The following is a 17499-nucleotide window of genomic DNA, read 5'->3' as shown; positions in this document are numbered from 1 at the left end:
AACAGAATGATTAAAAAGCATTTTTTAATTCCGTTTTTATTTATTGGAATGATATTTCAGGGTCTTGTTGCTCAGCAAGACGCTCAATACACACAATATATGTTTAATACATTGAGTGTTAATCCTGCCTATGCAGGGTCAAGAGGACAATTGAGTTTTGCAGGATTATATCGATCCCAATGGGTTGGGTTGGATGGAGCACCTGAAACCTTTACACTAAACCTACATTCACCTATTCGTAATAGTAGATTAGGGTACGGTGTTTCCATAGTAAATGATAATATAGGCGATGGCGTTGTGCAAGAAACCTATTTGGACGCAGTACTTTCTTATACCATAGATGTTTCTAGGGATGCAAAGCTTTCATTTGGGTTAAAAGCAGGCGGAAATATGCTCAACTTGGACTTCAATGGACTTCGGAATTTTGACCAAGAAGTAGTAAATCAAGATAATATTGATAACCAATTTTCACCAAATTTTGGACTAGGAATCTATTATCATACGGATAAATTTTATGCAGGAGTTTCCGCTCCAAGTATCTTGGAAACCGAGTATTTTGATAGTGGCTCAAATGACCCTGAATCAGTAAATTTTTTAGCAACAGAACGGATAAATTTCTATCTAATAACGGGTTATGTTTTTGACTTGAATGCAGACCTTAAATTTAAGCCGGCTTTATTGACCAAGGCCGTTGGCGGGGCGCCACTGCAAGTTGATATTTCTGCAAACTTTCTTTTTGCGGATAAATTCAGTTTTGGCGCAGCATATAGATTGGATGCAGCGGTGAGTGCTTTGGCTGGGTTTCAGATAACAGATCAAATTATGCTTGGTCTGGCTTATGATAGGGAAACAACGGAATTAGGAGGAACCCAGTTCAATGATGGTTCTTTTGAAGTCTTTTTAAGGCTAGAGTTGCTAAAAGCGTTTCAAAAAACAGTATCACCTAGATTCTTTTAATACAGTTTAAAATGCTAAAAAGAATACTTATACTCATAATTGTTTTTTCAGGATATACGACCAGTATCTTGGCACAAGAGAAGGTGAATGAGAAACAACAGGCAAAAGTAAAGGCAAAGGCAGATGAGCGCTATGATGAATATTCTTTTAGCCCTGCAATAGATATTTACAAAAAAGTACTGGATAAAGGTTACGTGTCTTCAGATTTGTTGAAGCGCCTTGGTAATTCCTATTACTTTAATGCCAAATATGAAGAAGCGTCCAATGTGTATAAAAAATTGGTAGAGTCGTTTCCTGACGGAACCGAGCCCGATTATATCTTTAGATATGCCCAAAGTTTAAAGACTTTGGGAGATTATGAAGAATCTGCAAAAGTGATGGCCAAGTTTAAAGAAATGACCTCGACAAGCGATGCTAATGATTTTTATGATGAGGATTACCTCGCTAAAATCGAAGCGAATTCTGGACGATATGATATTGAGCCTTTTGACTATAACAGCAAGTATTCGGACTTTGCAGCATCCTTTTATGAGCAAGGGCTTATTTTTTCTTCTGATAGGGATACGGGGAATTTAGCACGGTACAGACATACATGGAACTCAAAAGATTTTCTTGATTTATATAAGGTAAATGCGGATAGTATTTCCAATAACATAGTGGTTAAATTGGAAGGTGATGTAAACACAAGGCTTCATGAGTCTACTTCTGCAGTAACCAAAGATGGATATACCATGTACTTTACAAGAAACAATTTCTTGGATGGTAAAAAGTACAAAGACCAAAACGGAGTAATTCGATTAAAGATTTACCAAGCAGAATTGGTAGATGGAGAGTGGACCAATGTATTGGAACTCCCATTCAATAATGATTCCTATTCTGTGGCACACCCTGTATTGAGTCCAGATGAGAAAAGGCTGTACTTTGTTTCCGATATGCCGGGAACAGTAGGGGAATCAGATATTTTTATGACAGAAATAATTGGTGATGGCACATATGGTCCCATCATTAATTTAGGAAAGAATATAAATACAAGTTCACGAGAAACCTTCCCATTTATTACGCAAGATGGAGTACTTTATTTTTCTTCTGATGGACATCAAGGTCTTGGAGGATTAGATGTTTTTGCTACAAAAATTGCTTTCGGCAATTTTGAAGAACCTGTGGTTAATGTAGGAAAACCCGTTAATAGTAACTATGATGATTTTGCATTTATCCTAAAAAATGAGTCTAAAGAAGGCTATTTTTCTTCTAATAGAACAGGTGGTTTAGGAGAGGATGATATATATCAGTTTAAAGAAACAGAACCTTTGGTTCTTGACTGTTTGCAGGACGTTACAGGAACGGTAAGGGATAGAATATCCAATGAAATTTTGGTTGGGGCAACAGTTAAAATTATTGATGAAGAAAACAATGAAGTATCTTCCACTATTACTGATTCTAAGGGTAATTATGTACTAGGACTGGATTGTGCAAAAGGAAACTTTGTTAGGGCTTCAAGAGATGGCTACGTACCTGCAGAAGAATATTTGAACAAATCCTATGGGAAACCAAGAATCGTAGATTTTTATTTGGAGCGTGATTTGGTAACAGGTGGTTTTGGTGACGATTTGGCCAAATTACTTCAATTAAGTACTATTTATTTTGATTTAAACAAGTTCAATATTCGTTCAGATGCCGAGATTGAAATTCAAAAGGTAATCGTGGCTATGGAGAAGTATCCAAGTTTAAAAATAAAAGTAAATTCTCATACGGATAGCAGGGGCAATGATGCTTATAACCTATGGTTATCTCAAAAGAGAGCAGCATCCACAGTGGCTTATATGATTTCCAAGGGAATTTCTGCCGATCGTCTTCAAGGAGAAGGTTATGGAGAAACTAGATTGGTAAATGACTGTGCAAATGGAACTCCTTGTTCCAAGGAAAAACATCAATTAAATAGACGATCTGAGTTTATCATTTTTGAATAATTCTTGAACTACTTACCTCAAGAATTGACCTAGTAAAATTGCAAAAAAATGGGTTTCTACCCCTCTGGCAGATTTCTGTTTTAAAGCCCTAATCGATAAAGTGCCCAAATTTTAACAATTTTTAGGGATTACAGAAAAGGCATACACCATTATTTACTGTCTTAACTAGCGTAAAGAAGGTCTAGACAACATTTTTTGGGGACTCAAGGACTTCCATTCTATTTTTATTGAGATTTTGATAATATAGGAATGATACGTCAATTTCCAAATTAGCGTCATTACATGAAAAACCTCAATGCTAAAAATCTTTTAGTAATAATTCTTTTTTTGGGAACGTTTGCAGTTTCTGGACAAACTACCATTTGGTTTGAAGATTTTGAAAGCCCAACAGCAGTTAATGATTTAACAGGAACTGCAACAGGCCCCGAAGCTACTTCATGGGCAGCAACTGGAGATACTCACAATAATACTAATAGAAGGCTTGATGTTGCAAGTGTGGGTGGAAGTCAAGTAATGCGAGCTAGGAACACAGATCAAACTGAAACCTGGGCAACAGCAATTGTAGATATATCGGGCTATACTAATATTTCCTTTAGTATGGATGCCGGTCTTGCTGGAGTAGAATCAGGCGATAGTTTTACAGGCTCTTACAGGATTGATAGCGGAACATGGATGAATTTTCAAAACACCACAACGACTGGAGTTTTGGCATCGTATTCTGTTACAGGTCTTTCTGGTAGTACATTGGAGATACGAGTGCAATTTGTCACAAATCAAAACAGTGATACGGAATACTATTTTATAGATGATGTAACTATACAAGGAACACCCGTAGGAACGTCATGCACTACACAATCTACTTCACCTAATGTTACAATACCGGACAACAACGCTACCGGGGTTTCAAGAACAGTTAATTTTTCTACAACCAGTACTGTAACAGATGTAAATGTTACGGTGGACATAACACATCCATGGGATTCTGATTTAACCATCAATATAACCAGTCCTTTAGGTACAACAGTGTTGTTGTCCTCGGGGAATGGAGGTAACGGGGATGATTATACAAATACAGTTTTTGACGATGCTGGTGGAACACCTATTACATCAGGTTCGGCACCATTTACAGGAACATTTAGCCCAGAAGGTAATCTTTCAGATTTTAACGGTGAGAACCCTATCGGTAATTGGACTTTAACAGTATCTGATAATGCTGGTTCAGATGTAGGGACCTTAAATAGCTTTTCCGTTGAAGTATGCACCGCAGCAGGATCACCAGATTTAGCAGTTTCAAAAACTGTTGATGACAGTACTCCGGGAGAAGGATCCAATATTGTTTATACGTTAAGTATTGTAAATAATGGCCCTGTAGATGCCACAAATGTAAGTCTAACAGATGTTTTACCCGCCGGAGTATCTTATGTAAGTGATGATGGTTCTTATAATTCTGGAACAGGTGTATGGACCATAGGTACGTTAAATAATGGAAATACAGCTACTTTAAATATTACTGCTAGCGTGGACGGTGGTACAAGTGGTTCAACCATTACAAATACAATTACTTCAGTAACTGCAGACCAAACGGATAGCAATGCAACCGTTGACGATTTAAGCGAATCGATCGTACCTACAGTTGATCAACCTCCAGTATTAACAGTAACAGGGAATCAAGTGTACTGTCCGGGAACATCATTGGCCATAGCCGAAACATTTAGTTTAACAGATCCGGATGACACCACAACAGATGCCATTTTTATTCAAATATCTTCAGGGTATATAAATGGAGAAGATTTACTGACCCTTACTGGAACACATCCAAATATCACAGCAACATGGGATGCCGTTGAAGGAGAACTTACCTTGCAAGGACCAACTACTTTTACAGAATTTGAAGCAGCTGTTTTGGCGGTTGAATATTCTAGCAGTGCTGTAAGTCCAACAGGGACTAGACAATTTTCCATTACTCCTGGTAGCGCAAACTTTTTACCCCCCACAGGTCACTATTATGAATTTATTTCCAGCCCTAACATCACATGGACAGCGGCAAGAGATGCTGCTGCTTTAAGAACATATTTTGGTTTACAAGGGTATTTAGCGACCCTAACTTCCCAAGCGGAAGCAGACTTTTCGGGTTCACAAGCTTTAGGTGTAGGCTGGATTGGTGGTAGTGATGCTGCAACCGAAGGAGATTGGAGATGGGTTACGGGTCCAGAAGGCCTTGCCAATGCAGGTGCAGGAACTCCTTTTTGGTCCGGAACTGCAGGAGGTACAACTACTGCACCAGATTTTTTTGCTTTTTGGAATGCAGGAGAACCCAACCAATCAGGAAATGAAGATTATGCACACATTACAGATGTTTCAGTGACTTCATCACCTGGATCCTGGAATGATTTACCAAATACAACCTCTACTTCTGGACCATATCAAGCACAGGGATATGTAGTGGAGTACGGAGGAACCACAGGAGACCCTGTCTTAAGTATTACAGGTGTAACAACGATAACAATAGATAATGTAAACCCAACTGCGACTAATCCATTACCTGTTACAGTGAATTGCTCCGCAGATGTTCCGGCAGTTGCAATTACAGATGTAACAGACGAGGCGGATAATTGTACCGCTAGTCCAGCAGTAACCCATATTAGTGATGTCAGTGATGGAGGAACAAATCCTGAAATTATTACAAGAACATATCGTATTACGGATGATGCTGGCAACTTCATAGATGTAACCCAAACTATAACAGTTGACCCTATTTCAATAGATATACAACCAACTGACCAAACGGTAAACTTAGGAAGCAATGGTACTTTTGTATCGAGCACAAGTAACGCAGACACATATCAATGGCAGGTAAGCACTAATGGAGGAGGAAGTTTTTCCAATATAACAAATGGAGTGGAGTATTCAGGTACAACAACAGAGGTGTTGACTGTATTGACTCCCGGTATAGCTAAAAATGGATACATCTATAGAATAATAGTCTCTAATTCAGGAGGCTCATGTACATCGATCACATCTTCAGAAGCAACCTTAACAATTGCTATTGATACTGATGGAGACGGAATCTTTGACAATGTTGATTTGGACGATGATAACGATGGTATTTTGGATGCGGTAGAATCTCCAAAAACGGTATTGTGGGTAACCAATGGTACAGCTGGGACAGAAGAGCAGAATACAATAGATAAATTAACGGCTTTGGGCTATACGGTTACTGTAGTTGACGATAACGTGGGCGGAGATGCGAATAGTTATGGTGTGACCTTTGTTTATGAAGACGTTTTCAGTGGAGATGCTTTGGCAAATGTAGCCAACCTATCCACCACGGAAAGAGGTGTGATAACCAGTGAACCGGCATTACATGATGATATTTTGGGTGCAGCAACAGGGGGAAGTAGTGGTTTGACCTCGGTCAATATTATAAATAATACACATCCAATAACCTCTGGACTGTCATTAGGGAATTACAATATTGGGGATGCTCTATATCATGGAAATGGGTTGACTACTGGAACAGTTTTGGGTCGAGATCCCAATAACAGTGAAGCATCCATTGTAATATGGGAACAAGGAGACGCCATGGAGGTGGGGACCGCACCAGGTAAAAGAGCAATAGTACCTCATGCAAATGGAAATGGTGGATTTAACTCTGCAGGAGAAGATTTACTGGTGAATGCTATCATCTGGACAGCAGCAATTGACACGGATAATGATGGAGTTTATGATGATTTGGATTTAGATAGTGATAATGATGGAGTTTATGACGCTGTTGAAGCGGGTCATGATCAAGCCTATTCTAGTGGACGCCTTACTGGGGCAGTTGGCACAGATGGAGTACCAAATAGCGTACAAGCCAGTGGACAAGAAAATAGCGGAACCACTAATTATACTATTGCTAACTCGGATTCATCCGGAAACAATGACTATTTGGAGGCAGATAGCGATGCAGATGGTTGTGGAGATGCAGATGAGGCATATGCAGATATAAATGCGGATTCAGATGATAATGGAACTTACGGATCGGGTATACCTGCTATAAACCTTGATGGAACCGTCCAAACAGCTGCGTACACGGTCCCAGCAGATGAGGACACCAATACTATATTTGACTTTCAAGAAGCAGGTGTAGCTCCTGCAATTACAGTTCAACCCATAGACTCAACTACATGCCCAGGTTGTGGCACAACATTTAATGTTACAGGAACAAATGCTGATACATTTCAATGGCAGCGTTTTAATGGTTTAACATGGGACAACGTAAATGATACTGGAATCTATAGTGGAGCAACAACAAGTACATTGACGGTTACTAATCCAACGGCTGCAAATGATGGGGAACAATATCAAGCTTTGGTTTCCAATTCGGCATACATCTGTAGTTTTGAAACTTCAAACACAGTAACCCTAACAATAAGAGTGTCAGGTGTAATTACAAACCGTAGAATTACATACAGAGTTAAAAGAAACTAGAATTCTACAAAAAATACTTGTTTTTTAGTCAAATACCCACTTGTAATACTCTTTACATATCTGCATATTGAGATGATAATCACATGCCTAAGATTATTAAAATAATAGCGAATAAAGGAATTTCGATAGCAAGAAAAGCATTGATTTAGTACGTAAAATCTTTCACATAGTTTATGTTTTATTAAGCTTAGTTATGCTTTAATACAATAACTATAACTATTGATAATACTGGTTTAATCGATAAACAACCTTAAAAAAATCTTAATAATTGAATGTGATAACTTCAAAATTTAACAGCTATACAATCGGTTTTTAGTAGTACACAACAAATATTTTCATCCCCTAGAGATAAAGGTAATTTTGTAAAGTGTAGTAGTATTCAAAGTATTGAAGTGCAAAACTCGCAAAATAGATTACAAAAAAGATAGTACATACGATGTCAATTAACAATAACCCCATGAAAAAGAACATCATAATCATAGTTTTCCTTTTCTTCACAGGATTTGCCTTTTCCCAGACTACGGTAACCTTACAGGATCAGTGTAACTGCGAAGTATTAAAAGGTATAGCTGTATCCAGTCCTGGAGCAATAACACCAAGCGGAGCAGATACAGGAGATATATATGTAAATACTACAACTGGTACCATCTATTTTTGGGATGGAGATTCATGGGAATTGACAGCAACAGATGACCAAGATCTGACCTTAACAGGAAACACCTTGGCGATCAGTGGTGACCCAAACACGGACGTGGACCTAAGCGGTTACTTGGACAATACGGATAACCAGAACGCGGGAGGGGTACCATTTACAGCCACTGGTAATACGACCAGTACGGACGTACAGGCCGCTATCGAGGAGATCCAGACGGAACTTGACGCAGTGGACGGTACAGATGACCAAGATCTGACCTTAACAGGAAACACCTTGGCGATCAGTGGGGACCCAAACACGGATGTGGACCTAAGCGGATACTTAGATAACACAGATGACCAAGATCTGACCTTAACAGGAAACACCTTGGCGATCAGTGGTGACCCAAACACGGATGTGGACCTAAGCGGTTACTTAGATAACACAGATGCACAAGATCTGACCTTAACAGGAAACACCTTGGCGATCAGTGGAGATCCAAACACGGACGTGGACCTAAGCGGATACTTGGACAATACGGATAACCAGAACGCGGGAGGGGTACCTTTCACGGCAACCGGTAATACGACCAGTACGGACGTACAGGCCGCTATCGAGGAGATCCAGACGGAACTTGATGGTGTAGATGGGACAGATGACCAAGATCTGACCTTAACAGGAAACACCTTGGCGATCAGTGGAGATCCAAACACGGACGTGGACCTAAGCGGTTACTTGGACAATACGGATAACCAGAATGCAGGTCAGGTAGCTGTTACCCCGGCAGGTAATCTTGGTAGTACCGATGTACAGACCGCATTGGAGGAATTGCAAGTGGATATAGATGGTTTTGCCGCAACTGCAGGTCAAACAAACACTGCATCTAATGTCGGTGCTGGTGGAGTTGGACCTTTTGCAAGAAAGACAGGTGCAGATTTAGAATTTAAAAATATTAATGCAGGGTCAAATAAGATTTCTATTACTAATGATGCTGCAAATGATGAGATTGACATAGACATTATAGACGGAAATTTAGTTATTAATGGAGGTCAGGTAACAGTTACCCCAGCAGGTAACCTAACCAGTACCGATGTACAAGCCGCATTAGAAGAGATACAAACAGAGTTAGATGGTGTAGATGGGACAGATGACCAGGATCTGACCTTAACCGGGAACACCTTGGCGATCAGTGGTGACCCAAACACGGACGTGGACCTAAGCGGATACTTGGACAATACGGATAACCAGAACGCGGGAGGGGTACCTTTCACGGCAACCGGTAATACGACCAGTACGGACGTACAGGCCGCTATCGAGGAGATCCAGACGGAACTTGACGCAGTGGACGGTACAGATGACCAAGATCTGACCTTAACAGGAAACACCTTGGCGATCAGTGGTGACCCAAACACGGACGTGGACCTAAGCGGATACTTGGACAATACGGATAACCAGAACGCGGGAGCAGTACCTTTCACGGCAACCGGTAATACGACCAGTACGGACGTACAGGCCGCTATCGAGGAGATCCAGACGGAACTTGACGCAGTGGACGGTACAGATGACCAAGATCTGACCTTAACAGGGAACACCTTGGCGATCAGTGGGGATCCAAACACGGACGTGGACCTAAGCGGATACTTGGACAATACGGATAACCAGAACGCGGGAGGGGTACCATTTACAGCCACTGGTAATACGACCAGTACGGACGTACAGGCCGCTATCGAGGAGATCCAGACGGAACTTGACGCAGTGGACGGTACAGATGACCAAGATCTGACCTTAACAGGAAACACCTTGGCGATCAGTGGAGATCCAAACACGGACGTGGACCTAAGCGGTTACTTGGACAATACGGATAACCAGAATGCAGGTCAGGTAGCTGTTACCCCGGCAGGTAATCTTGGTAGTACCGATGTACAGACCGCATTGGAGGAATTGCAAGTGGATATAGATGGTTTTGCCGCAACTGCAGGTCAAACAAACACTGCATCTAATGTCGGTGCTGGTGGAGTTGGACCTTTTGCAAGAAAGACAGGTGCAGATTTAGAATTTAAAAATATTAATGCAGGGTCAAATAAGATTTCTATTACTAATGATGCTGCAAATGATGAGATTGACATAGACATTATAGACGGAAATTTAGTTATTAATGGAGGTCAGGTAACAGTTACCCCAGCAGGTAACCTAACCAGTACCGATGTACAAGCCGCATTAGAAGAGATACAAACAGAGTTAGATGGTGTAGATGGTACAGATGACCAGGATCTGACCTTAACCGGGAACACCTTGGCGATCAGTGGTGACCCAAACACGGACGTGGACCTAAGCGGATACTTGGACAATACGGATAACCAGAACGCGGGAGGGGTACCTTTCACGGCAACCGGTAATACGACCAGTACGGACGTACAGGCCGCTATCGAGGAGATCCAGACGGAACTTGACGCAGTGGACGGTACAGATGACCAAGATCTGACCTTAACAGGAAACACCTTGGCGATCAGTGGAGATCCAAACACGGACGTGGACCTAAGCGGTTACTTGGACAATACGGATAACCAGAATGCAGGTCAGGTAGCTGTTACCCCGGCAGGTAATCTTGGTAGTACCGATGTACAGACCGCATTGGAGGAATTGCAAGTGGATATAGATGGTTTTGCCGCAACTGCAGGTCAAACAAACACTGCATCTAATGTCGGTGCTGGTGGAGTTGGACCTTTTGCAAGAAAGACAGGTGCAGATTTAGAATTTAAAAATATTAATGCAGGGTCAAATAAGATTTCTATTACTAATGATGCTGCAAATGATGAGATTGACATAGACATTATAGACGGAAATTTAGTTATTAATGGAGGTCAGGTAACAGTTACCCCAGCAGGTAACCTAACCAGTACCGATGTACAAGCCGCATTAGAAGAGATACAAACAGAGTTAGATGGTGTAGATGGGACAGATGACCAGGATCTGACCTTAACCGGGAACACCTTGGCGATCAGTGGTGACCCAAACACGGACGTGGACCTAAGCGGATACTTGGACAATACGGATAACCAGAATGCGGGAGGGGTACCTTTCACGGCAACCGGTAATACGACCAGTACGGACGTACAGGCCGCTATCGAGGAGATCCAGACGGAACTTGACGCAGTGGACGGTACAGATGACCAAGATCTGACCTTAACAGGAAACACCTTGGCGATCAGTGGTGACCCAAACACGGATGTGGACCTAAGCGGTTACTTAGATAACACAGATGCACAAGATCTGACCTTAACAGGAAACACCTTGGCGATCAGTGGTGACCCAAACACGGACGTGGACCTAAGCGGATACTTGGACAATACGGATAACCAGAACGCGGGAGCAGTACCTTTCACGGCAACCGGTAATACGACCAGTACGGACGTACAGGCCGCTATCGAGGAGATCCAGACGGAACTTGATGGTGTAGATGGGACAGATGACCAAGATCTGACCTTAACAGGGAACACCTTGGCGATCAGTGGAGATCCAAACACGGACGTGGACCTAAGCGGTTACTTGGACAATACGGATAACCAGAATGCAGGTCAGGTAGCTGTTACCCCGGCAGGTAATCTTGGTAGTACCGATGTACAGACCGCATTGGAGGAATTGCAAGTGGATATAGATGGTTTTGCCGCAACTGCAGGTCAAACAAACACTGCATCTAATGTCGGTGCTGGTGGAGTTGGACCTTTTGCAAGAAAGACAGGTGCAGATTTAGAATTTAAAAATATTAATGCAGGGTCAAATAAGATTTCTATTACTAATGATGCTGCAAATGATGAGATTGACATAGACATTATAGACGGAAATTTAGTTATTAATGGAGGTCAGGTAACAGTTACCCCAGCAGGTAACCTAACCAGTACCGATGTACAAGCCGCATTAGAAGAGATACAAACAGAGTTAGATGGTGTAGATGGGACAGATGACCAGGATCTGACCTTAACCGGGAACACCTTGGCGATCAGTGGTGACCCAAACACGGACGTGGACCTAAGCGGATACTTGGACAATACGGATAACCAGAATGCGGGAGGGGTACCTTTCACGGCAACCGGTAATACGACCAGTACGGACGTACAGGCCGCTATCGAGGAGATCCAGACGGAACTTGACGCAGTGGACGGTACAGATGACCAAGATCTGACCTTAACAGGAAACACCTTGGCGATCAGTGGTGACCCAAACACGGACGTGGACCTAAGCGGTTACTTGGACAATACGGATAACCAGAACGCGGGAGGGGTACCTTTCACGGCAACCGGTAATACGACCAGTACGGACGTACAGGCCGCTATCGAGGAGATCCAGACGGAACTTGACGCAGTGGACGGTACAGATGACCAAGATCTGACCTTAACAGGAAACACCTTGGCGATCAGTGGTGACCCAAACACGGATGTGGACCTAAGCGGTTACTTAGATAACACAGATGCACAAGATCTGACCTTAACAGGAAACACCTTGGCGATCAGTGGAGATCCAAACACGGACGTGGACCTAAGCGGATACTTGGACAATACGGATAACCAGAACGCGGGAGGGGTACCTTTCACGGCAACCGGTAATACGACCAGTACGGACGTACAGGCCGCTATCGAGGAGATCCAGACGGAACTTGATGGTGTAGATGGGACAGATGACCAAGATCTGACCTTAACAGGGAACACCTTGGCGATCAGTGGGGATCCAAACACGGACGTGGACCTAAGCGGATACTTGGACAATACGGATAACCAGAATGCAGGTCAGGTAGCTGTTACCCCGGCAGGTAATCTTGGTAGTACCGATGTACAGACCGCATTGGAGGAATTGCAAGTGGATATAGATGGTTTTGCCGCAACTGCAGGTCAAACAAACACTGCATCTAATGTCGGTGCTGGTGGAGTTGGACCTTTTGCAAGAAAGACAGGTGCAGATTTAGAATTTAAAAATATTAATGCAGGGTCAAATAAGATTTCTATTACTAATGATGCTGCAAATGATGAGATTGACATAGACATTATAGACGGAAATTTAGTTATTAATGGAGGTCAGGTAACAGTTACCCCAGCAGGTAACCTAACCAGTACCGATGTACAAGCCGCATTAGAAGAGATACAAACAGAGTTAGATGGTGTAGATGGGACAGATGACCAGGATCTGACCTTAACCGGGAACACCTTGGCGATCAGTGGTGACCCAAACACGGACGTGGACCTAAGCGGATACTTGGACAATACGGATAACCAGAATGCGGGAGGGGTACCTTTCACGGCAACCGGTAATACGACCAGTACGGACGTACAGGCCGCTATCGAGGAGATCCAGACGGAACTTGACGCAGTGGACGGTACAGATGACCAAGATCTGACCTTAACAGGAAACACCTTGGCGATCAGTGGTGACCCAAACACGGACGTGGACCTAAGCGGTTACTTGGACAATACGGATAACCAGAACGCGGGAGGGGTACCTTTCACGGCAACCGGTAATACGACCAGTACGGACGTACAGGCCGCTATCGAGGAGATCCAGACGGAACTTGACGCAGTGGACGGTACAGATGACCAAGATCTGACCTTAACAGGAAACACCTTGGCGATCAGTGGTGACCCAAACACGGACGTGGACCTAAGCGGATACTTGGACAATACGGATAACCAGAACGCGGGAGCAGTACCTTTCACGGCAACCGGTAATACGACCAGTACGGACGTACAGGCCGCTATCGAGGAGATCCAGACGGAACTTGACGCAGTGGACGGTACAGATGACCAAGATCTGACCTTAACAGGGAACACCTTGGCGATCAGTGGGGATCCAAACACGGACGTGGACCTAAGCGGTTACTTAGATAACACAGATGCACAAGATCTGACCTTAACAGGGAACACCTTGGCGATCAGTGGGGATCCAAACACGGACGTGGACCTAAGCGGATACTTGGACAATACGGATAACCAGAACGCGGGAGGGGTACCATTTACAGCCACTGGTAATACGACCAGTACGGACGTACAAGCCGCATTAGAAGAGATACAAACAGAGTTAGATGGTGTAGATGGTACAGATGACCAAGATCTGACCTTAACAGGAAACACCTTGGCGATCAGTGGTGACCCAAACACGGACGTGGACCTAAGCGGATACTTGGACAATACGGATAACCAGAACGCGGGAGGGGTACCTTTCACGGCAACCGGTAATACGACCAGTACGGACGTACAGGCCGCTATCGAGGAGATCCAGACGGAACTTGATGGTGTAGATGGGACAGATGACCAAGATCTGACCTTAACAGGAAACACCTTGGCGATCAGTGGAGATCCAAACACGGACGTGGACCTAAGCGGATACTTGGACAATACGGATAACCAGAACGCGGGAGGGGTACCTTTCACGGCAACCGGTAATACGACCAGTACGGACGTACAGGCCGCTATCGAGGAGATCCAGACGGAACTTGATGGTGTAGATGGGACAGATGACCAAGATCTGACCTTAACAGGAAACACCTTGGCGATCAGTGGTGACCCAAACACGGACGTGGACCTAAGCGGATACTTGGACAATACGGATAACCAGAACGCGGGAGGGGTACCATTTACAGCCACTGGTAATACGACCAGTACGGACGTACAGGCCGCTATCGAGGAGATCCAGACGGAACTTGACGCAGTGGACGGTACAGATGACCAAGATCTGACCTTAACAGGAAACACCTTGGCGATCAGTGGTGACCCAAACACGGATGTGGACCTAAGCGGTTACTTAGATAACACAGATGCACAAGATCTGACCTTAACAGGAAACACCTTGGCGATCAGTGGTGACCCAAACACGGACGTGGACCTAAGCGGATACTTGGACAATACGGATAACCAGAACGCGGGAGGGGTACCATTTACAGCCACTGGTAATACGACCAGTACGGACGTACAGGCCGCTATCGAGGAGATCCAGACGGAACTTGACGCAGTGGACGGTACACAAACCATAGTAACAGCTGGTACGGATATTAGTGTTACTGGTGATGGGTCTTCGGGAACTCCTTATGTCATAAACAATACCAGACCAAATATATTCTATCCGCCATCAATATCTATTGACGCTTCTACTACGGGTATAAAATCCATTGATCTTTATCAGGAATATATAGACCAATTTGGAACGCCAACTGTTGGTAGTACAGGCGCACCAGCTGCAGTTCCAACTTATGGGAGAACAGATTTATATTATTATGTGACTTATGCAGACCCTACTGTTTTTGATACTGCATCAGTGATACCTGCTCCCGATGCAATGGTTATAGACGCGAATGGTAATTTGACGATAGAGGTTGAAAATATACCAACAGACTACAATACATTAATCAATGTAGTATTTGTGGTTAAATAATAACAATAAAGACTGTAAAGAGTTTGAAATCAATAAAATTAAATAAGTCTTTATTCATTGGATTGTTCGTCTTTATTTCTGGGATGAGTTTTCTAAATGCACAGTTTTTACTTCAAGCACCCAATACCGGAGATGAGACCAATTTTCAGTGGTTTGAAGCTTCAGATGTTGGAACTGTTTTAAGTACGGTTTCCTTTTATGAGGCCACACAACCAGGAGTATATTTTGCAACATATGACGGTACGTTATGTGGTTCCAATGCAACAGGATATTTCATTTTGACCGATTGCACAGCTCCAAATAATCAAGTTACTTTAGATATAACCGCAAGCATTCCTACCGGAGCTACTGTAAGTTGGAATCCTGCATTAAGTGGAGATCAAACACAACCAACGGTAACAAGTACATTAAGTGTAGAGAGGTATACTGCCACTATTACCAAGGCAGGAAATACCAGTGAACTACCTCGTTTTACTGTGGTGTGTATGAGTCAAGCTGGAACTTTAGTTGATGATTTAGTAACTGTAGATGAAGATGATTCTGTTGCTGTTCCAGTGTTTGCCAATGATTCGGATGTAACCACAACCGGAAATCTTACAACTACGAATCCGGCAAATGGTGCTGTTACCATAAACAGCAATGGAACACCGAATGACCCAACTGATGATATTGTAACCTATACGCCAGACCCCAATTTCAACGGGACCGATGCATTTGATTATACTGTATGTAACACTACTGGAGCTTGCAGTACAGCGACTGTTACTGTAGATGTACTTCCTATTGTAGATGCATTTGATGATTCCGTTACAACGGAGCAAGATATTGCTGTTGATATTGATATTTTGGCGAATGATAATGATTTGCCTACTACAGGTACCTTAATAGCTACAACACCTTCCAACGGAACCATTTTCATAAATGAAAATACTACTTTGGGTAATCCATCAGATGATTTTATAACCTATACCCCTAACCCTGGTTATCTGGGCCCTGATGCTTTTGATTATACAATATGCGACGGATCTGGAAATTGTAGCACTGCAACAGTTACCATATTGGTGAATCCTCCCGGAATTAACTTAGATAGCGATAATGATGGAATTGTAGACAGTTTTGAAGATTTAAATTCTGATAACGATAATGATCCATCAACAAACCCAACTGATACAGATGGAGATACTATTCCAGACTACCTAGATATTGATAGCGATGATGATGGAATTCCTGATAATATTGAAGCACAGATAACAATAGGCTATATAGCTCCTAGTTTATTGGATGCCAATGATAATGGTTTAGATGATGCTTATGAAAATGGTGGGAATGTAGGATTGATTCCCGTTGATACAGATGGTGATGCAATTCCAGATTATGTAGATGATGATAGTGATAATGACAATGTACCAGATAGTATAGAAGGTAATGATCAAGATCAAGATGGTATTGCAGATGTAACATTTATTGGTTCTGATAAAGATAATGATGGTCTTGACGATGGTTTTGAAGGAAGCACGGTAATTGACTTAGATGTCAATGATGAAATAAATGATCCAGCCATTGATTTGATCGATACGGATTCTGATGATGTTCCGAATTACCGAGATACTGATGATGATGATGATGGCATTGAAACTATAGATGAAGATTTGGATTTGGATGGAAACTATGCTGATGATGATTCAGATGAAGATGGGTTTCCAAACTACTTGGATTCGGATTTAGATCAAAGCCAAGTAGACGAAGTTGACGTAATTAACGTTATTACTCCAAATGGAGATGGAATACATGATGTATTAACTATTAATAATTTAGAAGATTATCCAAACAATACAGTAAAAATTTACAACAGATGGGGTGTGCTGGTATACGTAACCAAAGCATACAACACAACCGGAAATGTCTTTGATGGTACTTCTGAAGGACGGGTGACTGTTGATCAGGACAACAAACTTCCTGTAGGTACGTATTTCTATATTATAGATTATGAAGATCTCAATGGGAATATGAAACAGCTCTCAGGTTACCTATACATTAATAGATAAAGTGAAGATT

Annotated in this window: 5 protein-coding genes; all 5 read left to right on the top strand. The window is 42.6% G+C overall.

Annotated elements, in window-relative coordinates:
- Nucleotides 1–6 precede the first annotated feature (6 nt).
- Nucleotides 7–957: a type IX secretion system membrane protein PorP/SprF gene (locus LV704_RS02995; RefSeq protein ID WP_163421807.1), complete on the top strand. Its 951-nt coding sequence runs from the start codon at nt 7–9 to the stop codon at nt 955–957.
- Between the two features lie 11 nt (nt 958–968).
- Nucleotides 969–2924, top strand: coding sequence for an OmpA family protein (locus LV704_RS02990; RefSeq protein WP_163421808.1), 1956 nt, complete (start codon nt 969–971; stop codon nt 2922–2924).
- A gap of 282 nt (nt 2925–3206) precedes the next feature.
- A complete protein-coding gene (locus LV704_RS02985) occupies nt 3207–7397 on the top strand; it encodes a proprotein convertase P-domain-containing protein (protein WP_163421809.1) in 4191 nt (1396 codons plus the stop codon).
- Nucleotides 7398–7854: 457 nt separating this feature from the next.
- Nucleotides 7855–15444 (top strand): hypothetical protein, encoded by a 7590-nt coding sequence (locus LV704_RS02980; protein WP_233782130.1) that lies wholly within the window; start codon nt 7855–7857, stop codon nt 15442–15444.
- 83 nt (nt 15445–15527) lie between these two features.
- Nucleotides 15528–17489 carry a gliding motility-associated C-terminal domain-containing protein gene (locus LV704_RS02975; protein ID WP_163423976.1) on the top strand — a complete coding sequence of 654 codons (1962 nt, stop codon included), beginning with the start codon at nt 15528–15530 and terminating at the stop codon, nt 17487–17489.
- The last annotated feature ends 10 nt before the right edge of the window (nt 17490–17499 follow it).

Origin of the sequence: Flagellimonas sp. CMM7, from assembly GCF_021390195.1 — a bacterium.
GTDB lineage: Bacteria > Bacteroidota > Bacteroidia > Flavobacteriales > Flavobacteriaceae > Flagellimonas.
This window is presented reverse-complemented; position numbering and strand designations above follow the sequence as displayed.

Bases quoted from the DNA above. Each gene is read 5' to 3' on its own strand.
- LV704_RS02995 (WP_163421807.1), top strand. From the start codon at position 7: ATGATTAAAAAGCATTTTTTAATTCCGTTTTTATTTATTGGAATGATA.
- LV704_RS02990 (WP_163421808.1), top strand. From the start codon at position 969: ATGCTAAAAAGAATACTTATACTCATAATTGTTTTTTCAGGATATACG.
- LV704_RS02985 (WP_163421809.1), top strand. From the start codon at position 3,207: ATGAAAAACCTCAATGCTAAAAATCTTTTAGTAATAATTCTTTTTTTG.
- LV704_RS02980 (WP_233782130.1), top strand. From the start codon at position 7,855: ATGAAAAAGAACATCATAATCATAGTTTTCCTTTTCTTCACAGGATTT.
- LV704_RS02975 (WP_163423976.1), top strand. From the start codon at position 15,528: ATGAGTTTTCTAAATGCACAGTTTTTACTTCAAGCACCCAATACCGGA.